A 25436-nucleotide genomic window follows, 5' to 3' on the forward strand; every position below is an offset into this window, starting at 1 on the left:
TGTAAACTGCAAAAGATTGCACGAATGGCATGCGAACTGCCTCATTTTACTGTATTTCAAACTGGCACGGAACTTGCATATAAAACATGAACCGAGCACAAGGAAAGGTGGGCATATATGAAGCTTGACGATCTGATTATGAAAGCCGCCCAGCTGCAGAATAAAACGGCGGCTGTGGCTCATGCAGAAGACGAAGAAGTGCTTCATGCCATCAAGATGGCAATTAAGCGAAAGGTCGCTCGCTTTCTCCTGGTTGGGAACAAACGCAACCTGAAGGAGCTAGTGAAACAGCATGAAATCGATGAGGACTGGATAGATATTATTCATTCAGATTCTCCCGAAGAATCTGCCAAAATAGCCGTGCAGGCAGTGAGCGAGAAGCATGCAGATATTTTGATGAAGGGGCATGTCCCGACAGCCGTTCTTTTAAAAGCAGTACTGAATAAAGAATATGGGCTCAGGACAGCAAGGGTCCTATCACATGTCGCAGCATTCGAAGTACCGGGCTTTGACCGCTTTATTTATGTCACGGATTCTGCGATGAACATCGAGCCCGATTTAAATATGCTGAAAGAGATTACGATCAATTCTGTTCAAGTAGCACAAGCTGTAGGAAACGACATGCCAAAGGTTGCAGTGCTCTCTGCGGTCGAGGTCGTGAATCCGGCAATGGATTCAACTTTAACTGCGGCAAGTCTTGCGCAAATGAATCGGCGGGGGCAAATTTCTGGATGCCTAATTGATGGGCCTCTTGCTTTAGATAATGCCATCTCTCAAACGGCAGCTTCTCATAAAAATATTACGAGTGATGTAGCCGGCCATGCAGATATTTTGCTTGTGCCAACAATTGAGGCAGGAAACATTCTTTATAAATCTCTCATCTACTTTGCACATGCGAAGGTGGGAGCTGTGGTGGCAGGAGCGAAGGCACCGATTGCTTTAACAAGCCGGTCTGATTCAGCTGAAAGTAAGCTTTATTCAATTGCGCTTGCCATCTGTACATCAAATTAAGCGGAAGTAATAGGAGGAATAACACAATGGAACTTTTTAAATATATGGAACGATACGATTATGAACAGCTTGTATTTTGTCAGGATGAGCAGTCTGGCTTAAAAGCGATTATTGCGATTCATGATACAACACTTGGACCTGCACTAGGCGGAACGAGAATGTGGACGTATGAAAACGAAGAAGCAGCTATTGAGGATGCACTGCGTCTAGCAAGAGGAATGACTTATAAAAACGCGGCAGCAGGACTTAATCTTGGCGGCGGAAAAACAGTGATCATCGGTGACCCGAGAAAAGACAAAAACGAAGAAATGTTCCGTGCCTTTGGACGTTACATTCAAGGGCTGAATGGCCGCTATATTACAGCGGAAGATGTCGGTACAACGGTAGAAGATATGGATCTCATTCATGAAGAAACCGATTTTGTCACAGGGATCTCTCCTGCATTTGGTTCATCCGGAAATCCGTCTCCAGTCACAGCTTACGGTGTATATAAAGGGATGAAAGCCGCTGCCAAAGCTGCTTTCGGTACAGATTCATTAGAAGGAAAAACAATTGCTGTCCAAGGTGTTGGAAATGTGGCCTACAATCTGTGTAAACATCTGCACGAAGAAGGCGCACAACTTATTGTCACAGATATCAACAAAGACTCTGTCAAGCGAGCTGTTGAAGACTTCGGCGCAAAAGCAGTCGATCCTGACGATATTTATGATCAAGCATGTGATATTTATGCACCGTGCGCACTTGGTGCAACCATTAACGATGTAACCATTCCTAAGTTAAAAGCAAAAGTGATTGCAGGTGCTGCAAATAACCAGCTAAGAGAAACGCATCACGGAGACCTTATCCATGAAATGGGGATTGTATATGCTCCTGACTATGTGATCAATGCAGGCGGTGTGATTAACGTGGCTGATGAGCTTTATGGCTATAATGCAGATCGTGCGATGAAAAAAGTCGAAGGCATTTATCAAAATATTGAACGTGTGATTGAAATTTCAAACCGTGATGCCATTCCAACTTATAAAGCGGCAGACCGATTGGCTGAAGAGCGAATTGAAAGAATGCGCAAATCAAGAAGTCAATTCTTGCAAAATGGTCAACATATTTTAAGTCGTCGCTAATTGGAAGAATGAGTTGAAACGGAGGTTTTGTTTTTGCTGACAAAAGAATGGCGTATTCTCACGATTAATCCTGGCTCTACTTCAACAAAAATCGGTGTGTTTCATAATGAACGTTCTATTTTTGAAACGACACTTAGACATACAGATGAGGAATTAAAGTCGTTTCCTCATATCATTGATCAATTTTCTTTCCGCAAAGAAACCATTTTGAAAACACTGCATGAACAGGGGATGAATATCTCAAAGTTTGATGCAGTGTGCGCGCGCGGCGGTCTCCTTCGTCCGATTGAAGGAGGCACATATGAAGTCAATGAGCAAATGGTGAAAGATCTAAAAGAAGGATATGCCGGCCAGCATGCATCTAATCTCGGCGGAATCATCGCGGGAGAAATCGCACTTGGCCTGAATATCCCAGCTTTTATTGTCGATCCAGTTGTGGTGGATGAACTAAAGCCAATTGCTCGTATTTCAGGGCTGCCAACGATCGAAAGAAAAAGCATCTTTCATGCATTAAATCAAAAAGCGGTCGCAAGAAAAACAGCGGCTTCTTTTGGAAAAAGTTACGAAGATTTAAACATGATTATTACTCATATGGGCGGCGGTATCACCATTGGTGTTCATGAAAAAGGGAAAGTCATCGATGTGAATAACGGTCTGCATGGCGAAGGTCCTTTCAGTCCTGAGCGTGCGGGAACCTTGCCGACAGGTGATCTTGTAAATCTTTGTTTTTCGGGTGAGTATACCCAAGAGGAAATGCTCAAACGCATTATTGGTGAAGGCGGGCTAGCGGGCTATCTTGGCACGACAGACGCTGTAAAAGTGGAACGCATGATTGAAGCAGGTGATGAGCGTGCGGCGCTCATTTATGAAGCAATGTGCTATCAGATTGCCAAGGAAATTGGTGCGGCTAGCGCTGTTTTAAAAGGAGCAGTTGACGTCATTGTATTAACAGGCGGACTTGCGTACAGCAAACAAATTACATCAAGTATTCGCGGCTATATTGACTGGATTTCAGATGTTGTCGTGTATCCAGGTGAAAATGAGCTGCAATCGTTAGCGGAAGGTGCGCTTCGTATTTTAAAAGAAGAAGAATCACCGAAAGAATACCCAAATGATCAACAGGAAAAGAAAGGAGTGACAAGTCATGGCAACTGAATATGACCTCGTCATTCTTGGTGGAGGCACAGGCGGCTATGTAGCAGCCATCCGTGCCTCACAGCTTGGATTGAAAACAGCAGTTGTAGAAAAAGAAAAGCTCGGCGGAACATGTCTTCATAAAGGCTGCATTCCGTCTAAAGCGCTGCTCAGAAGTGCAGAAGTATATCAAACCGTCAAACGCGCAGCTGATTTTGGTGTTGAGGCAGGCGGCATTGCCTTGCAATTTGCGAGTGTGCAAAAAAGAAAAACTGAGATTGTCGAAAAGCTAGCAGGCGGCGTCAAACACTTAATGAAACAAGGGAAAATTGATGTATATGAAGGAATTGGCCGTATTCTTGGCCCATCTATCTTTTCGCCAATGCCAGGAACGATCTCCGTAGAAATGGCAAATGGAGAGGAAAATGAAATGCTTATTCCAAAGCAGGTCATCATCGCAACAGGCTCAAGACCGCGGGTGCTGCCAGGGCTTGAAGCAGATGGAACACACATCCTCACATCGGATGATGCACTTGAACTGCCAGAGCTTCCGCAGTCGATGCTCATTGTCGGAGGCGGAGTGATCGGAATCGAGTGGGCGTCTATGCTCAATGATTTTGGTGTGAACGTCACTGTGATTGAGTTTGCAGACCGCATTTTACCAACAGAGGATCATGACATTTCTAAAGAAATGGAAAAGCTATTATCTAAAAAAGGCATCACCTTTGTGACAAATGCGAAGGTACTGCCAGATAGCGTAGAAAAGCAGGAAAATCTCGTGACAATTCAAGCGGAAAAGGATGGAGACATTCAGACGTTCGAAGCGGAAAAACTCCTTCTTTCAGTCGGCAGAGTACCTAATATCGAAGGCATAGGTCTTGAAAACACGGACATCCAAACCGAAAAACAAGGCATTGTCGTGAATGAACATTATCAAACGAAAGAATCGCATATTTACGCAATAGGAGATGTCATCGGCGGGCTTCAGCTGGCACATGTGGCTTCTCACGAAGGTATGATTGCTGTTGAACATATGGCTGGGAAAGATCCAAAGCCGCTCGATGAAACGCTCGTATCTAAATGTGTTTACTCTCACCCAGAAACCGCTAGTGTAGGACTCACTGAACAGGCGGCAAAAGAGCAGGGATTTGAAGTCAAAATAGGGAAATTCCCATTTATGGCGATTGGAAAAGCGCTTGTGTACGGGGAGTCTGATGGATTCGTCAAAATCATTGCCGATCAAAAGACGGATGATATTTTAGGAATTCATATGATTGGTCCTCATGTAACAGATATGATATCTGAAGCTGGATTAGCCAAAGTACTTGATGCAACCCCGTGGGAAGTGGGGCAGACGATACACCCGCATCCGACCTTATCAGAGGCGATTGGCGAGGCAGCCCTTGCTGTTGACGGGAAGGCGATCCATTTTTAATCAAGGAGGGAAACATGATGAGTAACATGCGTCATCAGGAATTAGGATTATCAGATGAACAAGCAATTGATATATATAGAACAATGCTTCTAGCGAGAAAAATCGATGAACGGATGTGGCTATTAAACCGTTCAGGTAAAATTCCATTCGTCATTTCTTGTCAAGGGCAGGAAGCGCAGCAAGTCGGTGCTGCATTTGCCCTTAATAGAGAAGAAGATTACGTCTTACCTTACTACCGTGATATGGGGGTTGTCCTTGCTTTTGGGATGACAGCAAAAGATTTAATGATGTCTGGTTTCGCAAAACAAGACGATCCAAACTCAGGCGGAAGACAAATGCCTGGGCATTTTGGACAAAAAGCAAATCGAATTGTGACCGGATCTTCACCTGTAACAACGCAGGTTCCTCACGCGGTGGGAATTGCCCTTGCTGGACGATTAGAGCAGAAAAACTTTGTCAGCTTTGTCACGTTCGGTGAAGGCTCATCAAACCAAGGAGATTTTCACGAAGGCGCTAACTTCGCTGCTGTGCATAAACTGCCTGTTATTTTCATGTGTGAAAACAATAAGTACGCGATTTCCGTACCATATGACAAACAAGTGGCCTGTGAACGCATTTCAGATCGTGCGATTGGATATGGGATGCCTGGCGTAACTGTAGATGGAAATGATCCGCTTGAAGTATATGCCGCTGTCAAAGAAGCGAGAGACCGTGCGGCAAGAGGCGAAGGCCCGACATTGATTGAAACAATCTCTTACCGTTTAACTGCGCATTCAAGTGATGACGATGACTCAAGCTATCGAGAAAAAGAAGAAGTGCTCGAAGCAAGAAAGAAAGATCCGCTCATCCAATATGAAACGTATTTAATCGAAGGAAACGTCATGACTTCTGAAATGAAAGAAGAGATGACAAAAGAAATCATGCAAATCGTAAACGAAGCCACTGATGAAGCGGAAAACGCAGCTTATGCTGAAGCAGAAAGCGCACTTCGTTACGTGTATGCGGAGTAAGGGGGAAGAAAAATGCCTGTTATGTCATATATAGACGCCATTACACTGGCGATGAAAGAAGAAATGGAACGAGATCCGAAAGTGTTTGTGCTCGGAGAGGATGTCGGGAAAAAAGGCGGCGTATTTAAAGCGACAGCGGGTCTTTACGAGCAATTTGGAGAAGCGCGCGTCATGGATACACCTCTTGCAGAATCAGCTATTGCTGGTGTAGGTATTGGGGCAGCGATGTATGGAATGCGCCCAATTGCAGAAATGCAATTTGCGGATTTCATTATGCCTGCAATCAACCAAATCATTTCAGAGGCTGCAAAAATTAGATACCGATCAAATAATGATTGGAGTTGTCCAATGGTCATCCGCGCACCATACGGAGGCGGAGTACACGGGGCACTTTATCATTCACAATCGGTCGAAGCGATTTTTGCTAACCAGCCTGGTTTGAAAATTGTGATGCCTTCTACACCTTATGATGTCAAAGGTCTTTTAAAGGCTGCAGTGCGTGATCCAGATCCTGTATTGTTCTTTGAACATAAACGTGCATACCGCCTTATTAAGGGAGAAGTGCCTGAAGAGGATTACACTCTTCCGATTGGAAAAGCAGATGTGAAACGTGAAGGCGATGATATTACGGTCATTACATATGGCCTTTGTGTGCATTTTGCGCTGCAAGCAGCAGACCGCCTTGCAAAAGACGGTATTTCCGCTCATATTCTCGATTTGAGAACAGTGTACCCGCTTGATCAGGAAGCGATTATAGAAGCGGCTTCTAAAACAGGTAAAGTGCTCCTGTTAACGGAAGATACAAAAGAAGGCAGCATCATGAGTGAGGTTGCGGCAATCATTTCAGAGCATTGCTTATTTGATTTAGACGCACCAATCAAACGCTTGGCAGGACCAGATATTCCGGCAATGCCTTATGCGCCGACAATGGAGAAATTCTTCATGGTCAACCCGGATAAGGTAGAAGCTGAAATGAGAGAGCTAGCGGCGTTTTAAGAAAGAGGAGGGTTTCAAAGTGGCAATTGAACAAATGAAAATGCCTCAGCTAGGTGAAAGTGTAACAGAAGGAACTATTAGCAAATGGCTCGTTTCACCTGGCGATCATGTGAATAAATACGATCCGATTGCGGAAGTCATGACGGATAAAGTGAACGCAGAAGTCCCGTCTTCTTTTACAGGAACGATTACAAAACTATCGGCTGAGGAAGGCGAAACGCTGCAAGTAGGAGAAGTGTTCTGTGAAATTGAAGTTGAAGGAAGCGAGCAGCAGAGCGAGAAAGAAGAAGCAGCACCTGAGCAAAGCAAAGCGCCTGAAGCAGATCAAACAAATGAGAATCAAAGTCAAAAGAAACGTTACTCTCCAGCCGTTCTTCGTTTAGCAGATGAGCATGGCATTGATTTAGCAGCTGTTCAAGGTACGGGAGCAGGCGGCCGAATTACTAGAAAAGATTTGTTGCAGCTTATTGAAAACGGCGGCGTCAAAGAGAAGACAGCACCTGTCAATGAACGTGCTGTTCAACCGGAGCCTGCGCAGCCAACTCAAGCAAAAGCGGCTCCTGCCATCCCTTCCATGCCTGGTGATGTTGAGCTGCCAGTCACGCCGATCCGGCAGGCAATTGCGGCTAATATGCTGAGAAGCAAACATGAAATTCCGCATGCATGGACGATGATGGAAGTCGATGTGACAAATCTAGTGACAAGAAGAAATCAGCTGAAGGATCAGTTTAAAGCAAAAGAAGGCTTTAACTTGACGTTCTTTGCGTTCTTTGTCAAAGCAGTGGCTCAGGCCTTAAAGGAATTCCCTGAAATGAACAGCATGTGGGCTGGAGATAAAATTGTGCAGAAGAAAGCGATCAATGTTTCGATTGCTGTCGCTACAGATGACGCGCTTTTTGTTCCAGTCATTAAGGATGCGGATGAAAAGACCATTAAGGGCATCGCCAAAGAAATTCATGAGCTGGCGTCTAAGGTGAGACAAGGAACACTCAAGCAAAGTGATATGGAAGGCGGTACATTCACTGTCAACAACACGGGATCATTTGGTTCAGTACAATCAATGGGAATCATTAATTATCCGCAAGCGGCGATTTTACAAGTAGAATCGATCGTGAAGCGTCCAATGATAGTAAACGGAATGATTGCGGCAAGAGACATGGTCAATCTTTGTCTTTCATTAGATCACAGAGTACTAGACGGTCTTGTATGCGGCAGATTCCTTCAGCGAATTAAACAAATCCTTGAAGGCATCGACGAGCAAACATCTGTTTATTAAAACAATTCATTTTCCCCCTCCCGGCATGAGAGGGGGATTTCCACATCTAGGAGAAAGGAGCGATGATATGTCTGGACTAGATTTTTTTGCTTTTCTAACGATTGGTCTCATGTTTATCACAGCGATTGCCTTCGCTTTTCTGCGGTACATTTCTAAATCACGCAATCATCCTGAACGATTACTGCTTATCATATCGATCGTTTCAATCATTCAAATCGTGTACTGTCTGCTGATTGTCGGTGGCTTCAAAGGAGCAGCCAATAGCTTTTTAGGAATATCACTTCTCGCTGGTACACTTCTCGGATATGCACTTGAATATTTATACAGACGCTATATCAAAAAAAAGCCCGAATCAAAATGATGTCGGGCATTTTTTTATTCTGCTGGAACAATAAAGGTCAAATGCTGTTTTAACACTTCTAAAGAAGAGGGAGCCTTCATATAAACCTCACCATCCGTATCAGCATCCATTTCCTCTTTTGTGTGGATACGAATACTGGACGCTTGAATGAGAGACAGATCGCCGGTGAAATCCTCCAGCTCTTCCCGGTTCATTGAGAAGATTTCTTTTAAAGCAGAGAAACTTGTATTTCTGCAAATTAAGATTTCAGCTTTTCCATCATCAATGGATGCATTAGGCAAATCAATTTTATTTGTACCGATAAAATGTCCATTCATGACAAGAACGATGACTGCTTCCTCTTCCCAGCTTTCCTCTTCGGTCTCAATCCGTACGTGAAAAGGATCTGTTTGCTGCAGTGTGCGCAGGGCACTTGTGAAGTAGCTGATTTTACCGAGTACGGCTTTTTCCTTGTCGTTAATGTTGTTGGACGTGTCTGCGATCAGCCCAATTCCCCAAAAGTTTAACACGTATCGATCTTCTGCTTTGATTAAGTCGACCTTTTTCTCTTTGCCGTCTACAATCATTTGAGCGGCTTTTTGCATCTGTTGAGGAATACCAAGTGTTCTAGAAAAATCATTGCATGTCCCGCCTGGTAATATCGCTACAGCGGGCCTTTTTTCTAAGCCGCCAATACCGTTCATACATTCATGCACGGTACCATCTCCGCCTAATATGATGAGCAATTCCACCGTCTCATCAATATGACGGCAGAAATTATAAGCATCATTTGGCTGCTTTGTTGGTTTAAGAATGAGTTCATCAATATGTAGAGAAAGAAGAGGCACTGTTTGACCGAGTGTTTTTTCCATGTTTTTTTGTCCAGCATTTCCATTATAAATGAGCATCGCTTTTTTGAATTGTGCCATCACGCAGTTCTCCCTTTCATCTCTTTATCATCACTTTTCCCCAATTTGACAGCTCATAAACGATGTTCGGAAAAAGAGGCGATGGATAAGACAACACATTTGCCCGCAGGCGTTTTCCTTGATATGATGGATTTAAAATGGTTTTGGTACGCAAAAGGAGTGGACGGACATGAATATTGATTTTAATTTATTTATGAATGATATTGTAAAACAAGCGAGAGAAGAAATTAAGCAGGCAGGCTACACTGAGCTCACGTCAGCTGAAGAAGTAGACGAAGCACTGACTAAAAAAGGAACGGCACTTGTCATGGTGAATTCAGTATGCGGCTGTGCAGGCGGTATTGCAAGACCAGCTGCTGGCTATTCTGTTCATTACGATAAGCGTCCAGATCAATTGCTGACAGTGTTTGCTGGGCAAGACAAAGAGGCAACAGCAAGAGCTCGTGAATACTTTGAAGGCTTCCCGCCATCTTCACCATCTTTTGCCTTATTAAAAGATGGAAAAATCATCAAAATGGTCGAGCGTCATGAAATTGAAGGGCACGAGCCAATGGAAGTCGTGTCAAAACTACAAGCCGCTTTTGATGAGCATTGCGAAGAAATCTAACATATGACTTTTGAATGAATAAATATAAAGCAGTCCGGTCTTTAGATCGGTCTGCTTTTTGTTTTATAAGACAATAGAATCAAAATAATTTTAGCAAAATACTATTGCATCTTAAAAAGAAAGTGTTTAAAATACATTATAGTGAATAAATATTCAAATCAATACATGATTTTAAATACTGGGAGGCATCATCATATGAAAAAGTGGTTATTATTACTTATGACAGCTGGTCTTGCAGCTGCACTCGCAGCATGCGGAACTTCTTCTAATAATTCAAACGCATCAGGAGATGACAAGACACTCGTGATGGCGACATCAGCAGATTATCCGCCATTTGAATCAAAAGACGGAGATAAAATTGTCGGTTTTGATGTAGATCTTGCAACAGCACTAGCGAAAAAGAACGGCTACAAGCTAGAAATTCAAGATATGGACTTTGCTAGCCTTGTATCAGCCCTTAAAACAAACAAAGCTGATATTGTCCTTGCAGGAATGACACCTACAGAAAAACGTAAAAAGCAAGTTGATTTCTCTGATGTTTATTACAATGCTAAAAACTTGGTTGTATCAAAGAAATCTAGCGGTATTAAAGCAGAGAAAGATTTAAAAGATAAAACAGTCGGCGTTCAATTAGGTTCTATTCAACAAGATGAAGCAAATGGATTGCAAAAGAAATATAACCTTACAGTTGAAGACCGTAATAAAATTTCTGATATCGTTCAAGAGATCAAAGCAGGCCGTTTTGATGCAGCAATTATTGAAGATAAAGTAGCTGCTGGTTACTTGAAAAAGGAAAAAGACTTCCAAGCATTTGGATTGAACAGCTCAAACGAAGGTTCAGCCATTGCATTCAAGAAAAATAGCGACTTAACAGCGAAGTTTAATAAATCATTAAATGAAATGAAAGATAATGGTGAACTTGATAAATTAATTAAAAAATGGTTTGCTGATGAAAAGTAAGTCAGGAAAAGAATCAGCGTCATTCAAGAAAATCAAGTAGAAAAGCGCTGAAAAGTTCAACTCGTGTTGAACTTTTTTTCCTGTTTTGTATGAAGGCAAAAAAAAGGAGAATGTCATGTTTGATTTTAAAGATGTAATACCTCAGATGCCCTTTATTTTAGAAGGGCTTAAGGTCACACTTTCTATTGTAGTGGTATCCCTTTTCCTTGGATTTATCTTAGGAATATTATTAACGCTTTGTAAAATTAGTGTGTTTAAACCGCTCATTTGGATTGCAGACTTTTATACGTCAATTTTCCGAGGCACACCGCTTGTGCTTCAATTGCTCATTATTTATTTTGGTCTGCCTCAGCTTCTTGGGTTCCAAATCGATCAATACTGGGCTGCTGTAGCGGCATTTTCACTCAACTCCGCGGCATACGTATCTGAAATTATTCGTGCGGGTATTAATGCCATCGATAAAGGTCAAAAAGAAGCGGCCGTTGCTTTAGGCATCCCTTATGCTAAAATGATGAAGGACTTATTGCTTCCGCAGGCGTTTAAAAATATTTCTCCTGCACTTGTGAATGAAACGATTACACTGACAAAAGAATCAGCAATTGTAACAGTCATCGGACTGGGTGATGTCATGAGACGAGCCTATCAAGCTGGGGCCGTCACGTATAATTATCTTGAACCGCTTATTTTTGCGGGTCTTATCTATTATGTCATCGTGCTTGTTCTCACCTTTGTCGGCAAATCGGTGGAAAGGAAGTTAAAATCAAATGATTAAAATAGAGAAACTCACAAAATCTTTTGGTAAAAACGAAGTTTTAAAGGGGATCGACACGACCATTAAAGAAGGGGAAGTTGTTGCGGTTATTGGACCATCTGGTTCAGGAAAATCGACCTTCCTCCGCTGCATCAACTTACTTGAAAAGCCGACTTCCGGTGTAATAACAATTAAGGACACCGAAATCACCAATCCAAAAACGAATGCACTAAAAGTGCGTGAGAACATCGGAATGGTATTTCAGCATTTCCATCTCTTCCCGCATAAAACGGTGCTGGAAAATATCACGTATGCACCAATGAATGTGAAGAATCAATCGAAGGAAGACAGCATCAAACAAGCTGAAGACCTGCTCAAAAAGGTAGGGCTTTTAGAGAAAAAAGATGATTTCCCGAACCGTCTGTCAGGCGGTCAAAAGCAACGTGTAGCGATTGCGCGTGCGCTTGCGATGACACCAGACATTATGCTGTTTGACGAACCAACGTCTGCCCTAGATCCAGAAATGGTCAAGGAAGTATTAGAAGTCATGAAAGAGCTGGCTCAATCTGGAATGACACTTGTCATCGTCACACATGAAATGGGCTTTGCAAAAGAAGTGGCTGACCGCGTGATCTTTATGGATGATGGGAAAATTGTAGAGGATGCAAACCCTGTGCAATTTTTTGAATCACCGTCTTCACAGCGCGCAAAAGACTTTTTACAAAAAATATTATAAAGAAATAAGAGAAGGAGACTTAACATCTCCTTCTTTTTTTGATTATAATGGGGAAAGTAAAAAAAGTTCATCATTTCACAAAAGTGAATGGAAACAAGACAGAAAAGAGTGAATCACATCATGTTTAAAATCGGCTACCGAACGCTGAAAACAGCATTAGGAACAGCGATCGCTATTTATATTGCACAATTGCTTGGCTTGCAAAATTATTCAGCTGCCGGGATTATTACGATCCTGTGTATTCAGGTGACAAAGAAAAGATCCCTCTTAGCATCGGGAGCCCGCTTTGCAGCATGCAGTCTCGCTATTTTATTTTCTTATTTATTTTTCGATCTGATCGGGTATCATCCTTTTGTGATCGGTTTGATGCTGCTTGTCTTTATTCCAACAACGGTTCTGCTTCGAATTAAAGAAGGGATTGTCACAAGTTCAGTCATCATTCTCCATTTATACATGTCTGGCGGGATTACCCTGCATCTCATTTGGAATGAACTGCTGCTGATTACCATTGGTGTTGGGGTAGCGCTGATTATGAACCTGTATATGCCTAGTGTTGATAAAAAGCTCAAACGCTACAGCGAACAAATTGAAGCCAACTTTGCTAAAATCTTTGAAGAAATCGAGCAATACTTAATGACAGGGAAACAAGACTGGACAGGAAAAGAAATACCAGAGACACATCAATTAATTAAAGAAGCAAAAGCTCTTGCATATCGTGATGTTGAAAACCATGTATTAAGACATGAAAACCTGTACTATCATTATTTCAACATGAGACAAAAGCAATTTGAAATCATTGAGCGTGTGCTGCCCAAAATTACGTCGATTTCCGTCACAACGGAGCATGGACAAATCATTGCAGAATACATTAGAGACTTACGCGAACATATTCACCCAGGGAACACAGCGCATAAGTTTTTAAGACGTCTCATTGATATGAAAGAAGAATTCGACGCACTTCCGCTCCCGCAAACACGAGAAGAATTTGAGGCAAGAGCGGCACTCTTTCATTTCCTCGGTGAAATGGAACAATATTTAGTACTGAAAAGCTATTTTAAAGGGATGAAAGAATAGAGACGCATGAGTTCCTCCTTCATTGGTCAATCTAATGAAAAAGGAGGAGCCTATGCGTCTTTTATTTTACACCGTACTGACCATGTCCCTTTCACCTATCTGGCCGCTTGGACAAAACCCGCTGCCAGGTGACCCATTTGTCATTATTAATAAACAAACGAATGAACTTGCCTTTATTGATCATGGGAAAATTCAAAAAGTATATCCTGCCTCTACAGGAAAAACAGCAGATTTAACGCCAGAAGGTGAATTTACCATTATGATCAAAGCGAAAGATCCCTATTACAGAAGAAAAAATATTGAAGGCGGTGCGAAGAATAATCCTCTTGGACGAAGATGGATTGGATTTGATGCACGAGGAACAGATGGCAGAACCTATGGAATTCATGGAACAAGTGATGAAACTTCGATTGGGAAATTTATCACGGCAGGCTGTGTGAGACTTCATAATCAAGATGTAGAGCTGCTGTTTGATCAGCTTCCAATTGGAACAAAGGTATGGATTACAAAATCAAGTGCTTCCTTTGAAACGCTTGCCAAAGACAAACAGGCCATTCGTTGATATCCCGAATCACCTGCTTGTCTGCTTTTATTCAATCCTTATAAAAAGGCTGCTGCTCCTGCTAAAAGTGAAGAAACTAACAGCAGGCTAATCATAAGCAATACCATAAATTTCATGAATTTTTGAGACATATCGCACCCCTATAACCGAAGATTTTTGCGACAAGCGCAGTTGTCTTTATTTTATCTGGTTTTTTCATATGCGACAAGTGATCAGCAAAGGAAGTGAACGGATGACACAAATCGATCATATTGCCATTGCCGTCTTTTCTATTAAAGAAACATCTCAAACGCTTCATCAGCTATTTAATTGGCATTTTTCAGACATACAAGAGATTCCTGAGCAGGAGATAAAAGCGTCCTTCGCTTCACTAGATGATCTGCACATTGAATTAATTGAGCCGATCTCAGCCCGCAGTAAACTACATAATTTCTTAAAAAAAAGAGGAGAGGGGCTTCATCATATTGCGCTAAAGTCGGGTGACATTCAGGCTGATCTTAGCCGTCTCGATCACCTTGGCGTGCAGCTTCTCCAAAAAACAGCACAGATGGGCGCCAGCGGAAAGCAAATTGCATTTATTTCACCTAAAGAAACGTCAGGTGTGTTATTTGAATTGTGCGAGTCCTTGAAAGGAGAGAAACATAGTGAATGATTCGTTCAATGACTTGTCTGAATGGCGGAAGAAAGCGTTAATGGGCGGCGGCGAAAAACGAGCAGCGGCTCACAAGAACAAAGGAAAGCTGACGGTTCGAGAGCGGCTTCATGAACTTCTTGACGAGGGCAGCTTGATGGAAATTCAGTCATTTGCAACAGGCGAGCTCTCAGAGCATGTTGGTGACGGTGTCGTCATTGGAACGGGACTCATTCATGGAAAACCAGTATGTGTTTATGCACAAGATTCAACAGTATACGGAGGCTCTTTAGGCGAAATGCATGCGAAAAAAATAGCCTCTTTAATGGACCTGGCAGCTAAAAATCAGATGCCGGTCATCGGTCTAAAAGACTCAGGTGGTGCGAGAATTCAAGAGGGTGTGGTATCATTAGAAGGATACGGACAGATTTTTAAACGGAATGTGCTGTACTCTGGTCGAATCCCGCAAATATCTGTTATTTTAGGTTCATGTGCTGGAGGTGCAGTCTATTCTCCTGCATTGACTGATTTTGTCTTCATGACAGAGCAAACAGCTCATATGTTTTTAACTGGTCCGAAAGTAATAGAAAAAGCAACAGGAGAAACGGTCTGTCCTGACCGTCTTGGCGGTGCAAGTGTTCAGCATCAGACCAGCGGGAATGTGCACTATACTGGGAAAGATGAGAAGGACGTGTTAAAAGCGGTTCGAACTCTTTTAACGTACATACAAACGAAACAACAGGCTGTCACACGCGCTGGGGCACGAAAGCACGATTCCGCCGATCCAGGCAGAATTCTGCCAAAGAATCCATCACGCACCTATGATGTCAAACAAGTGGTGACAGTGATAACCGATCCAGACTCATTCTTTGAAACGCAGCCTTGTTTCTCAAAAAATATTGTCACAGGTTTTGCCAGATTACAAGGAGCCTCCATTGGTGTTGTTGCCAATCAGCCAAAGGTGCTGGCAGGCAGCCTTGATCTTGACGCTGCCGATAAAGCGGCCAGGTTTATTCGATTTTGCGATGCGTTTCATATTCCGATCTTAACCCTTGTGGACGTTCCTGGTTTTTTACCAGGGGAGAAAGCTGAGCATGCAGGAATTATCCGCCACGGTGCAAAGCTTTTATATGCGTATGCTGAAGCAACCGTACCAAAAATCACTGTGATTTTAAGAAAGGCGTTTGGCGGTGCTTATGTCGCAATGAATAGCAAGGGCTTAGGCGCTGACTTTGTTTATGCATGGCCAGAGGCCGAAATTGATGTCATGGGGAAAACGTTCGCAGACGAAATTGTTCATCCTGCTTCGCGCGAGTCTGAAAACAAACCAAGTGTATGGAAAGCGGCCCAGGCAGGTCTGATAGACGATATTTTTATGCCAGCTGAAACGAGAGAGCGATTGATCCGCTCATTTGATTTGCTTCGCAGTAAGGAAGAAGATAGACCGTTAAAAAAGCATGGCAACATGCCGCTATAAGAGGAGGAGCATCATCATGATCAATGAAAAACGCTTACTAGACGAATTTTTAGAATTAGTTCAGGTTGATTCAGAAACAAAACACGAAGAGAAAATTGTTGAAGTATTAAAAGAAAAATTCTCGCAGCTTGGTCTTAAAGTGGTTGAAGACGATTCAAAAGCAGCAACAGGCCACGGTGCAGGCAACCTTGTCTGCACATTAGAAGGGAATCAAGAGGCAGATACGATTTATTTCACTTCTCATATGGATACAGTTGTGCCGGGAAATGGCGTAAAACCAGTCATTGAGGACGGCTATGTGAAAACAGATGGAACAACTATTCTTGGTGCTGACGATAAAACAGGACTTGCTGCTATGTTTGAAGCGATCCGTGTGCTGAAAGAGAAAAATTTAAAGCACGGGAAGATTGAATTTGTGATCACAGCAGGCGAGGAATCAGGACTTGTTGGAGCAAAAGCGTTAGACCCAAATTTGATGACAGCGAAATACGGCTATGCCCTTGATTCAGATGGCAAGGTTGGTACGATTATCGTAGCTGCACCAACACAGGCAAAAGTACGCGCAACGATTTACGGAAAAACCGCTCACGCAGGTGTCGCGCCTGAAAAAGGTGTGTCTGCGATTACCATTGCATCAAAAGCAATTGCCAGCATGCCACTTGGCCGCATCGATGAAGAAACAACAGCGAATATCGGCCGTTTTGAAGGCGGAACACAAACGAATATTGTGTGCGATCAAGTCGATATTTTGGCGGAAGCACGCTCTTTAGAACCAGCAAAAATGGAAGCTCAAGTAGCGAAGATGAAAGAAGCCTTTGAAAAAACCGCTAAAGAAATGGGCGGAAGTGCCGATGTACAAATTGACATCATGTATCCAGGCTTCAAATTCTCACACGGCGATCAAGTCGTAGAAGTGGCGAAAAAAGCGGCAGCAAAAATTGGCCGTCCTTCAGAACTGCAGACGAGCGGCGGAGGCAGTGATGCAAACGTCATTGCAGGCAACGGCGTCCCAACTGTCAACCTAGCTGTTGGATATGAAGATATTCATACGAAAAATGAGAAAATGCCGATTGAAGAATTAGTCAAAACAGCTGAAATGGTTCTCGCCATTATCGAAGAAACGACAAATCCATCGTAAAGGCAGGAGACTCTGTGAGCGCGCAAAAGATTATTATTTTTCAGGTGGGGCAAGAGGAGTTTGGCATCAGTGTAGAGCATATTCGTTCGATTGAAAAGGTCCCTTACTTACAAGAAGTATCGAACCTTCCAAAAGAAATTAAAGGGCTGATGTCATTAAGAGGAGAGGTCATTCCTGTCAGTGACACAGGTGTGATGCTTCACGGAAAGCCTCTTGATGTAAACGAGCAGTCAAAGGTACTGCTATTTGAAGTAAACGATCAAATGATTGGCTGTCTTGTCTCAGATGCAAAAGATATTATCGATATCGAGCAAAGCGAGATCAAGCCATTTCATATGAACACGAAGGCCTCTGAATATTTCTTCGGCGTTGTTGAGAGAGAAAACAAAATGATTTTACAAGTGGACCCAAATAAGTTCCTTGGGAAAATTGAGGACCTCGATCAATTGCCAGACCGGTTGAAAGAAGAATTGGCATAATGAAAAGCCCCTTATCTTTAGATAAGGGGTTTATTTTTATTCAGCAGCTGGTTTGGCTTGTTCGTTAGCCGCAGCTTTCGTTTTTGATTTTTGGTACATGACATTTAAAATAATCGTTTGAATCGTGAGTAGTAGTCCGCTTGTCATCCAGTATAAAGGAAGAGCAGCGGGTGCATTAATTGAAAGAAACAGCATCATGATTGGGAAAATCATGCCCATTACTTTCGCCTGCTTCAGCGCAGCCTCTGTCTGGGTGCCTGATTGCTTCGCATATTTTTGCGTGACATAAAATTGTAAGAAATACATAGCCCCTGCAAAAATCGCCACCAATAAATCGGTTTGTCCTAAGTTAAACCATAAGAACGTATGAGTTGCGATCTCAGGTGTTGAGCGGATTGCTGAGTAAAAGCCAAGAACAATTGGAATTTGAATCAGCATCGGCAGACAGCCCATGGCAAGCGGATTCACATTGTTCTCTTTATATACTTTCATCATTTCCATTTGCAGTTCTTTTTGTTTTTCAGGTTCTTTCGTTTTCTTCAATTTGTTTTGTATTTGGTCAATCTGAGGCTTCACCAATGCCATTTTTTCCTGCATGACTCTTTGCTTCTTAAATTGATTCGCAAAAAGTGGGAAAATCAGCAGGCGGACAATCAAGGTGACGAACATAATCGATAAACCATAATCATCATGAAAGAAGTTCGCAAGCCAAATGATCAGCTCAGAAAAAGGCTGAACAAAATAATGATGGAAAAACCCATCAGAGCTCGTATTCGTTTGCGCACTCGCTGCAAATGCAGGTGACGCAATCATCATCAAACATAAAGTCGTAAACACAGTCAATAAACGTTTCAATTCGTTTCCTCCTCATGATTAAAAAAATTTAATTAGCGAGAGGAAGCGAATGGTCTTCATCATCATTAGATGATCTTTTCATTCGAATGACTTTACTAATCCAAGTTGTAATGCGATCATATATGATAAACAGAAAGTCTGTTCGATTCAAGCAAGATGCGTCCAACTCTTCCAAACGATGCCCACCAAGGTGTTCGTTCATACGGCAGTCTTTTAATAAAAACGCAATACCGATGGCCGTCAGCGCTGGAAGAATAATCGTAAAGAATTCAACAAGGAAAAAGACTTCATTGAATGTATCAATTATCATGATTATCACATCCATTTCATTACTCACAGTGTACTATACACATGGTTAAATGTCTAACAGAACCGCGTGTTTTCTCCATTAAATAAAATTCCTTATTTTGTATAAAATAGTAAATGTCATCCAAACTTCATATTTCCTATCCTATAATGAGGGGGATGAAAAGAAATGGAGGTTTTGAATATGACAAGTATTTATCCAAAGTTTCGAGCAGCTGCGGTACAAGCAGCACCAGTCTATTTAAATTTGGAAGCAAGCGTTGAGAAATCATGTGACCTGATTGACGAGGCAGCTTCAAATGGTGCAAAGCTTGTGGCATTCCCAGAAGCATTTTTACCTGGTTACCCTTGGTTTGCTTTTACTGGTCATCCAGAATATACAAGAAAGTTCTATCATGAATTATATAAAAATGCAGTTGAAATCCCTAGCTTAGCCATTCAAAAAATCAGTGAAGCAGCAAAAAGAAATGAAACGTACGTTTGTATATCATGCAGTGAAAAAGATGGCGGCTCTCTCTATTTAGCTCAGCTTTGGTTTAATCCAAATGGGGATTTAATAGGAAAACATCGGAAAATGAGAGCTTCTGTAGCAGAAAGACTCATTTGGGGGGATGGAAGTGGCAGTATGATGCCAGTGTTTCAAACTGAAATTGGAAACCTGGGCGGATTGATGTGCTGGGAGCATCAAGTCCCGCTAGATCTTATGGCGATGAATGCCCAAAATGAGCAGGTACATGTAGCCTCTTGGCCAGGTTATTTTGATGATGAAATATCAAGCAGATATTATGCCATCGCGACACAGACATTTGTGCTGATGACATCATCTATATATACGGAAGAAATGAAAGAGATGATTTGTTTAACGCAGGAGCAAAGAGATTACTTTGAAACATTTAAGAGCGGGCATACGTGCATTTACGGGCCGGATGGGGAGCCGATCAGTGATATGGTTCCAGCTGAAACAGAGGGAATTGCTTACGCTGACATTGATGTAGAAAGAATCATTGATTACAAGTATTATATTGATCCGGCTGGACACTACTCCAATCAAAGTTTGAGTATGAATTTTAATCAACAGCCTACTCCGGTTGTGAAACAATTATATCCTCAAAAAAATGAAGTATTCACATATGAGGACATTCAATATCAACATGGTATACTTGAAGAAAAAGTGTAAATGAACGTGAAACCTTCTCTTTTTTAGAGAAGGTTTTTTTGAGGAAAGATGAAATAAATCAATGTATAATCAAAAATAGCTGATCAAAATTCAGGTAGATAAGAAAATGGGGTTATGCCAATGTCAAATATTATTTTTCATATAGACATGAATGCTTTTTATGCCAATGTAGAAATGGCGTATGATCCTTCTTTGCGAGGGAAACCTTTAGCTATCAGCGGAAATGCAAAAGAGCGTAAAGGGATTGTTGTGACGTGCAGCTACGAGGCGAGAGCATTAGGTGTGAAGCCCCCGATGCCCTTGTGGGAGGCGAAGCGGCTATGTCCGGGACTCATTGTCCGCACACCGAACTTTGACCGGTACCGCAGCTCCTCACAAGAGATGTTTACAATACTAAGAGAATACAGTGATTTAGTCGAACCTGTATCGATTGATGAGGGCTACATTGATTTAACGCATACGCCATATGCCGAACATGCGGTAAAAACGGCTCATGATATTCAAACAAGGCTAGTAGAGGAGCTGATGCTTCCTTCAAGTATCGGCATTGCACCGAATAAATTTTTAGCGAAAATGGCGTCTAATTGGAAAAAGCCAATGGGAATCACCATATTGCGTAAACGAGATGTTCCGAACATGCTTTGGCCGCTACCTGCTGGTGACATGCACGGGGTTGGACAAAAAACGGCAGATAAATTGAAAACCATCGGAATTCATACTATAGAAGACTTAGCGAAAGCGAATGAGTATACGCTAAAAGAATTGCTTGGCATTAATGGACCGAGATTAAAGCAAAAGGCGAATGGTGAACATGACGGCATCGTGGACCCAGAAAGAATATACGAATTTAAATCCGTCGGCAATTCATCCACTCTGCCTCATGATTCGGATGATTCAGATGAACTTGTCACGTTAATTGATAAGCTGTCACAATCTGTGAGTGCAAGGTTAAAGAGAAAAGAAGTGATGGCGAATCGGCTGCTCATCATGATTCGATATGCAAGCTGGAAAAATATCACGCGAAGTATCATGCTCACAAATCCAACGGATCGAAAGGAAGACATATTTGAAGCGGCAAAACAGTTATTCCTGAAACATTGGAATGATCAGCCAGTGAGGCTCTTAGGTGTAACGGGGACAGACCTAGTCGAACGAAAAGCAGCCGTTAAACAGCTTGATTTATTTTCATATACAGAAGATGCAAAAGAAGAGCCCCTCCAAACCATTTTAGATGGACTGAAAGAAAAATATGGAAAACCATTGGTGCAAAGAGGGATCACCATTAAGGAAAAAGAGAGTAAAACAAGCGGGACAAGTTTTAATAAAGATTTTTTTCAGGACGAAAGAGGAAATGACTAGCCTGAAAACTTGATAAAAGAGGTGATGTTGTGGTAATTTCAAAGGGTACATCATTTCAGCAGTAATCAATATAGTGTGTTAGAAGGGACGTCAGAATTATGTCAAAACAACAAATCGGTGTGGTTGGACTAGCCGTTATGGGGAAAAACCTTGCCCTCAATATTGAAAGCCGCGGTTTCTCCGTATCCGTTTATAACAGATCTAGCAGCAAAACAGAAGAGTTTCTTCAAGAAGCAGAAGGAAAAAACGTTGTTGGCACATACAGCATCGAAGAATTTGTTCAGTCGCTTGAAACACCGCGTAAAATTCTTTTAATGGTAAAAGCTGGTGCAGCAACAGATGCAACCATTCAATCATTACTTCCTCACCTAGAGAAAGGTGACATTTTAATTGATGGTGGAAATACATATTACAAGGATACACAAAGACGTAATCAAGAGCTTGCAGAAAGTGGCATTCACTTTATTGGTACAGGTGTTTCCGGCGGTGAAGAAGGCGCGCTAAAAGGTCCTTCCATCATGCCAGGCGGTCAAAAAGAAGCGCATGAGCTAGTGAAACCAATTTTAGAAGCGATCTCTGCGAAAGTAGATGGCGAGCCTTGTACAACGTATATCGGCCCAGATGGAGCAGGACATTATGTCAAAATGGTTCATAACGGTATCGAGTACGGAGATATGCAATTGATCTCTGAATCATACTTTATCTTGAAGCATGTTGCTGGATTGTCAGCAGGGGAGCTTCATGAAGTATTCTCAGAGTGGAATAAAGGCGAGCTTGACAGCTATTTAATCGAAATTACAGCTGACATTTTCACAAAAGTGGATGAAGAGACAAACCAGCCGCTTGTGGATGTGATCTTAGATAAAGCTGGTCAAAAAGGAACTGGAAAATGGACAAGCAAAAGCTCACTTGATCTAGGTGTCCCGCTTCCAATCATTACTGAGTCTGTTTTTGCGCGCTACATTTCAGCAATGAAAGATGAGCGTGTGGAAGCAAGTCAATTGATCCAAGGTCCTGAGCCTGCGCAATCAGCTGAGAATAAACAAGAGCTGATTGAAGCGGTTAGAAAAGCCCTATTCATGAGTAAAATCTGTTCTTACGCACAAGGCTTTGCGCAAATGAAAGCAGCGTCTGATGAATATAACTGGGATTTAAAATACGGTGAAATTGCGATGATCTTCCGCGGCGGATGTATCATTCGTGCAGCCTTCTTACAACAAATTAAAGAAGCATATGACCGTAATCCTGAACTGAAAAACCTATTGCTTGATCCATACTTTAAGGATATTGCTCAAAACTATCAATCATCACTTCGTAAAGTCATTTCACTTGCAGTTGAACAAGGAGTTCCTGTTCCTTCATTCTCAAGTGCACTTGCTTACTTTGATAGCTATCGCACAGCTGTCCTTCCAGCGAATTTAATTCAAGCACAGCGTGACTATTTCGGTGCACATACGTATGAGCGCACAGATAAAGAAGGCGTATTCCATACTGAATGGATGAAATAAACAGAACGACTGAAAAACCTTACCTTTGGTAAGGTTTTTTTGTTTGCATATTTTCGGCTAAAAATGAGAAAAAGAGGGATGCTATGTAAAAAAGACAAGAAAGTAGGGATAGAAGTGGGCATCTTATATGCACTTCTCCCAGCGATATTTTGGGGAAGTATTGTTCTCATCAGTGTCAAACTAGGCGGGAATGCGTATCAGCAAACCCTCGGCATTACGCTCGGCGCGTTTTTATTTTCGATTGTAGCTTTTTTCATCAAAATGCCAGAGCTGACACCGCTTATATTTGCGGTTTCCGTCATTTCAGGCATCTTTTGGAGTATTGGACAAATGAATCAGCTTTCAAGTGTCGCTTTTCTTGGCGTGTCTAAAGCGGTTCCTTTATCAACGGGCATGCAGCTTGTGAGCACGACCCTATTTGGCGTCATGGTCTTCAAAGAATGGCAGACAATGACTGTCATACTCATTGGTTCCTGCGCCATTTTACTGATCATTGCAGGTGTTGTCATGACATCGCTCGGTCAAAAAAAGAATGGCGGCGAGAATGGCAGAGGCAATTTTAAAAAAGGGATCATTATTCTACTCATATCCACCGTCGGCTACGTCGGATATGTTGTCATTTTAAGATGGTTTGATATTGATGGCTGGTCTGCACTCGTCCCGCAATCTGTCGGCATGCTTCTTTCATCCTTAGCGATTAGTTTAAAGCAGGATCCATTTAGTAAATATACGTTTAGAAATATCATTGCCGGTCTTATTTGGTCAACAGGAAATCTTGGGCTGCTTTTGGCCATTCCATTAATTGGCGTAGCCGTAAGCTTTTCAATGTCACAAACAGGGATTGTCATCTCAACACTAGGCGGCATTTACTTATTAAAAGAGAAAGCATCTAGAACAAGCTTTGTCATTGCAGGCTGCTTGATGATTATTGCAGGCGGTGTGCTGCTAGGCTTTACAAAATAGGAGGTAACACGAATGTATCCAGATTTAGAAGGAAAAACAGTTCTGATTACAGGCGCAGGTACAGGAATTGGTCAAGCGATGGCACGCCGATTTGGACAAGAAAAAGCCAATGTGGTGATCAATTACTTTTCTGATAAAGAAAATCCGGATGACACCATTGCAGAAATTCAAAAACATGGCGGACAGGCTGTGAAAATCAAAGGAGATGTATCAAAGGAAGAGGATATGCAAGCAATGATTAATAAAGCTGTTGATACATTCGGCAGCCTTGATGTGATGATCAATAACGCAGGCATTGAAAATGAAGTGCCTTCCACCGAAATGACGCTGGATAATTGGAACAAAGTGATGTCTACCAATTTAACAGGTATGTTTCTAGGATGCCGTGATGCACTAAAGTATATGACGGATCATGGGATAGAAGGCTCGATCATTAATATGTCGTCTGTTCATCAGCAAATTCCTTGGCCTCATTTTGTCCATTATGCAGCTAGTAAAGGAGGCGCCAAGCTTTTGACAGAAACATTGGCGCTTGAATATGCCCCTAAAAAAATCCGTGTAAACAGTATTGCACCAGGCGCCATTGATACCCCGATTAATGCGGAGAAATTCGATGATCCGGCCTTGAAAAAAGGCGTAATTGAGCTGATTCCAATCGGCTATATTGGAAAGCCGGAAGAAGTGGCAGCATGCGCTGTCTGGCTGGCATCAAAAGAAGCAAGCTATGTTACGGGCCTAACGTTATATGTAGACGGCGGCATGACAAAGTATCCAGGTTTTCAGGCAGGAAAAGGATAATATAAAAAAAGAGCGTACAATACGCTCTTTTTTTATATTAAATACAGACAAATAAAATTAAATGTCTAGACATTTAAAAATAAAAATATATAATATTAATTGGAAGCGCTTTTATTACAACAATGGGGTGAGAGAAATGAAACGTATTTTATTAGCATGCAGTTCAGGAATGTCTACGAGTTTACTAGTGACAAAGATGAAAGCACATGCCGATTCAATTGGGGACGAAGCAGAAATTTGGGCAGTTGGGCAAGATCAAGCGAGAAAAGAAATGGCGAATGCGGATGTTGTGTTAATCGGACCGCAAATGAGCTTTTTAAAAGGAGACCTTCAAAAAGAAGCAAAAAAATACGGGATTGAGGTAGAAGTCATTGATATGCAGGCATACGGGCTTGCCGATGGACAAAAAGCGTATGAACAGGCACTTACACTGATGGGGGAATCTTAAAGGATGGAAAAGAAAACACTCGAAGGGCTCACGGAGGAACAAGTCAGCTTTCAATTGATCTTACACAGCGGGAATGCACGCAGCAAATTGCTCGAGGCTCTTAAACAATATCGAGAAGGTCTAGAAGAACAGGCTTTTGGTCTCATGAAAGAAGCGGAAGAAGATTTACGGCATGCACATGACATCCATTTTCAACTCGTGCAGAAGGAGGCAGGAGGAGAAACAACATCCTTTTCCTTACTGCTCATGCACGCCGAGGATCACTTAATGTCGACTATTACCATCAAGGAGCTTGTGGGAGAGCTCCTGCCGATATTCCAATCGCTGAAACAATAAAGGGTGTAAACAAGGGGGG

At 42.1% G+C, this 25436-nt stretch carries 29 protein-coding genes; 25 read left to right on the forward strand and 4 right to left on the reverse strand.

Annotation, left to right across the window (positions count from 1 at the left end; all coding sequences use genetic code 11):
- Positions 1 to 117: 117 nt before the first annotated feature.
- The 8 genes from yqiS (at position 118) to AC20OE_RS07950 (ending at position 8344) form a co-directional block, all read left to right on the forward strand.
- Positions 118 to 1011: a phosphate butyryltransferase gene (gene yqiS / locus AC20OE_RS07915; RefSeq protein WP_059374863.1), complete on the forward strand. Its 894-nt coding sequence runs from the start codon at positions 118 to 120 to the stop codon at positions 1009 to 1011.
- A gap of 26 nt (positions 1012 to 1037) precedes the next feature.
- The gene (bcd, locus tag AC20OE_RS07920; protein WP_003215658.1) at positions 1038 to 2132 is read left to right on the forward strand and encodes a branched-chain amino acid dehydrogenase; all 1095 of its coding nucleotides are present in this window, start codon (positions 1038 to 1040) and stop codon (positions 2130 to 2132) included.
- A 33-nt stretch (positions 2133 to 2165) separates the two neighbouring features.
- Positions 2166 to 3287: a butyrate kinase gene (gene buk, locus AC20OE_RS07925; RefSeq protein ID WP_487268782.1), complete on the forward strand. Its 1122-nt coding sequence runs from the start codon at positions 2166 to 2168 to the stop codon at positions 3285 to 3287.
- The gene (gene lpdA / locus AC20OE_RS07930) at positions 3277 to 4701 is read left to right on the forward strand and encodes a dihydrolipoyl dehydrogenase (protein WP_039179827.1); all 1425 of its coding nucleotides are present in this window, start codon (positions 3277 to 3279) and stop codon (positions 4699 to 4701) included. The genes buk and lpdA overlap by 11 nt, the downstream gene beginning before the upstream one ends.
- A gap of 17 nt (positions 4702 to 4718) precedes the next feature.
- Positions 4719 to 5711: a thiamine pyrophosphate-dependent dehydrogenase E1 component subunit alpha gene (locus AC20OE_RS07935; RefSeq protein WP_039179824.1), complete on the forward strand. Its 993-nt coding sequence runs from the start codon at positions 4719 to 4721 to the stop codon at positions 5709 to 5711.
- 12 nt (positions 5712 to 5723) lie between these two features.
- On the forward strand, positions 5724 to 6707 hold the full coding sequence (locus AC20OE_RS07940) for an alpha-ketoacid dehydrogenase subunit beta (protein WP_024422925.1): 984 nt from the start codon (positions 5724 to 5726) through the stop codon (positions 6705 to 6707).
- Positions 6708 to 6726: 19 nt separating this feature from the next.
- A complete protein-coding gene (locus AC20OE_RS07945; protein WP_487268783.1) occupies positions 6727 to 7983 on the forward strand; it encodes a dihydrolipoamide acetyltransferase family protein in 1257 nt (418 codons plus the stop codon).
- Positions 7984 to 8050: 67 nt separating this feature from the next.
- The gene (locus AC20OE_RS07950) at positions 8051 to 8344 is read left to right on the forward strand and encodes a YesK family protein (protein ID WP_039179818.1); all 294 of its coding nucleotides are present in this window, start codon (positions 8051 to 8053) and stop codon (positions 8342 to 8344) included.
- Between the two features lie 14 nt (positions 8345 to 8358).
- Here AC20OE_RS07950 and AC20OE_RS07955 read toward each other — a convergent pair whose 3' ends face one another.
- Positions 8359 to 9252: a YegS/Rv2252/BmrU family lipid kinase gene (locus AC20OE_RS07955; protein WP_058838015.1), complete on the reverse strand. Its 894-nt coding sequence runs from the start codon at positions 9250 to 9252 to the stop codon at positions 8359 to 8361.
- A gap of 169 nt (positions 9253 to 9421) precedes the next feature.
- Here AC20OE_RS07955 and AC20OE_RS07960 point away from each other — a divergent pair, with 169 nt between their 5' ends.
- The 6 genes from AC20OE_RS07960 to AC20OE_RS07985 all read left to right on the forward strand — a co-directional run bounded on the left by AC20OE_RS07960 (position 9422) and on the right by AC20OE_RS07985 (position 13942).
- On the forward strand, positions 9422 to 9859 hold the full coding sequence (locus tag AC20OE_RS07960) for a BrxA/BrxB family bacilliredoxin (RefSeq protein WP_024428021.1): 438 nt from the start codon (positions 9422 to 9424) through the stop codon (positions 9857 to 9859).
- Positions 9860 to 10054: 195 nt separating this feature from the next.
- Positions 10055 to 10819, forward strand: coding sequence for a transporter substrate-binding domain-containing protein (locus AC20OE_RS07965; RefSeq protein ID WP_059374854.1), 765 nt, complete (start codon positions 10055 to 10057; stop codon positions 10817 to 10819).
- Between the two features lie 115 nt (positions 10820 to 10934).
- Entirely contained in the window at positions 10935 to 11591 is a 657-nt protein-coding gene (gene artQ, locus AC20OE_RS07970; RefSeq protein ID WP_039179807.1) for an arginine ABC transporter permease ArtQ, read from the forward strand.
- Positions 11584 to 12306, forward strand: a complete 723-nt coding sequence (gene artM, locus AC20OE_RS07975) for an arginine ABC transporter ATP-binding protein ArtM (protein ID WP_487268784.1) — start codon at positions 11584 to 11586, stop codon at positions 12304 to 12306. Before artQ ends, artM begins: the two co-directional genes overlap by 8 nt.
- A gap of 120 nt (positions 12307 to 12426) precedes the next feature.
- Positions 12427 to 13380 carry an aromatic acid exporter family protein gene (locus tag AC20OE_RS07980; protein ID WP_024422917.1) on the forward strand — a complete coding sequence of 318 codons (954 nt, stop codon included), beginning with the start codon at positions 12427 to 12429 and terminating at the stop codon, positions 13378 to 13380.
- Between the two features lie 52 nt (positions 13381 to 13432).
- Positions 13433 to 13942, forward strand: coding sequence for a L,D-transpeptidase (locus AC20OE_RS07985; RefSeq protein ID WP_041086088.1), 510 nt, complete (start codon positions 13433 to 13435; stop codon positions 13940 to 13942).
- Between the two features lie 38 nt (positions 13943 to 13980).
- Here AC20OE_RS07985 and prli42 read toward each other — a convergent pair whose 3' ends face one another.
- Positions 13981 to 14073: a stressosome-associated protein Prli42 gene (gene prli42 / locus AC20OE_RS07990; RefSeq protein WP_149126490.1), complete on the reverse strand. Its 93-nt coding sequence runs from the start codon at positions 14071 to 14073 to the stop codon at positions 13981 to 13983.
- A 101-nt stretch (positions 14074 to 14174) separates the two neighbouring features.
- Here prli42 and mce point away from each other — a divergent pair, with 101 nt between their 5' ends.
- From mce to AC20OE_RS08010, 4 genes are read left to right on the forward strand one after another with little or no spacing between them, the layout of a single operon-like run.
- Positions 14175 to 14594 carry a methylmalonyl-CoA epimerase gene (gene mce / locus AC20OE_RS07995; RefSeq protein ID WP_487268785.1) on the forward strand — a complete coding sequence of 140 codons (420 nt, stop codon included), beginning with the start codon at positions 14175 to 14177 and terminating at the stop codon, positions 14592 to 14594.
- Positions 14587 to 16050: an acyl-CoA carboxylase subunit beta gene (locus AC20OE_RS08000; RefSeq protein WP_487268786.1), complete on the forward strand. Its 1464-nt coding sequence runs from the start codon at positions 14587 to 14589 to the stop codon at positions 16048 to 16050. Before mce ends, AC20OE_RS08000 begins: the two co-directional genes overlap by 8 nt.
- 16 nt (positions 16051 to 16066) lie before the next feature.
- Positions 16067 to 17188, forward strand: a complete 1122-nt coding sequence (locus AC20OE_RS08005) for a M20/M25/M40 family metallo-hydrolase (protein ID WP_058838011.1) — start codon at positions 16067 to 16069, stop codon at positions 17186 to 17188.
- 14 nt (positions 17189 to 17202) lie between these two features.
- Positions 17203 to 17667: a chemotaxis protein CheW gene (locus AC20OE_RS08010; protein WP_039179788.1), complete on the forward strand. Its 465-nt coding sequence runs from the start codon at positions 17203 to 17205 to the stop codon at positions 17665 to 17667.
- 36 nt (positions 17668 to 17703) lie between these two features.
- Here the strand turns inward: AC20OE_RS08010 and AC20OE_RS08015 are convergent, their stop codons facing one another.
- Positions 17704 to 18522 (reverse strand): membrane protein insertase YidC, encoded by an 819-nt coding sequence (locus AC20OE_RS08015; protein WP_039179784.1) that lies wholly within the window; start codon positions 18520 to 18522, stop codon positions 17704 to 17706.
- Between the two features lie 28 nt (positions 18523 to 18550).
- A complete protein-coding gene (locus tag AC20OE_RS08020) occupies positions 18551 to 18832 on the reverse strand; it encodes a hypothetical protein (RefSeq protein WP_039179781.1) in 282 nt (93 codons plus the stop codon).
- Between the two features lie 180 nt (positions 18833 to 19012).
- On the opposite strand from AC20OE_RS08020, the gene AC20OE_RS08025 reads away from it, so the two are divergent.
- The 7 genes from AC20OE_RS08025 to AC20OE_RS08055 all read left to right on the forward strand — a co-directional run bounded on the left by AC20OE_RS08025 (position 19013) and on the right by AC20OE_RS08055 (position 25417).
- On the forward strand, positions 19013 to 20005 hold the full coding sequence (locus tag AC20OE_RS08025) for a carbon-nitrogen hydrolase family protein (protein WP_487268787.1): 993 nt from the start codon (positions 19013 to 19015) through the stop codon (positions 20003 to 20005).
- A gap of 114 nt (positions 20006 to 20119) precedes the next feature.
- Positions 20120 to 21364, forward strand: a complete 1245-nt coding sequence (locus AC20OE_RS08030; protein WP_039179779.1) for a DNA polymerase IV — start codon at positions 20120 to 20122, stop codon at positions 21362 to 21364.
- A gap of 98 nt (positions 21365 to 21462) precedes the next feature.
- Complete coding sequence (gene gndA / locus AC20OE_RS08035) at positions 21463 to 22872, forward strand: NADP-dependent phosphogluconate dehydrogenase (protein WP_041086071.1); 1410 nt, start codon at positions 21463 to 21465, stop codon at positions 22870 to 22872.
- 114 nt (positions 22873 to 22986) lie between these two features.
- On the forward strand, positions 22987 to 23835 hold the full coding sequence (locus AC20OE_RS08040; RefSeq protein ID WP_059374856.1) for a GRP family sugar transporter: 849 nt from the start codon (positions 22987 to 22989) through the stop codon (positions 23833 to 23835).
- A gap of 12 nt (positions 23836 to 23847) precedes the next feature.
- Positions 23848 to 24633 (forward strand): glucose 1-dehydrogenase, encoded by a 786-nt coding sequence (locus tag AC20OE_RS08045; RefSeq protein WP_039179773.1) that lies wholly within the window; start codon positions 23848 to 23850, stop codon positions 24631 to 24633.
- A gap of 136 nt (positions 24634 to 24769) precedes the next feature.
- Positions 24770 to 25081, forward strand: coding sequence for a PTS sugar transporter subunit IIB (locus AC20OE_RS08050; protein ID WP_041086064.1), 312 nt, complete (start codon positions 24770 to 24772; stop codon positions 25079 to 25081).
- A 3-nt stretch (positions 25082 to 25084) separates the two neighbouring features.
- Positions 25085 to 25417 (forward strand): PTS sugar transporter subunit IIA, encoded by a 333-nt coding sequence (locus AC20OE_RS08055; protein WP_041086062.1) that lies wholly within the window; start codon positions 25085 to 25087, stop codon positions 25415 to 25417.
- The last annotated feature ends 19 nt before the right edge of the window (positions 25418 to 25436 follow it).

It is taken from the genome of Bacillus sp. SRI_025, from assembly GCF_057592095.1.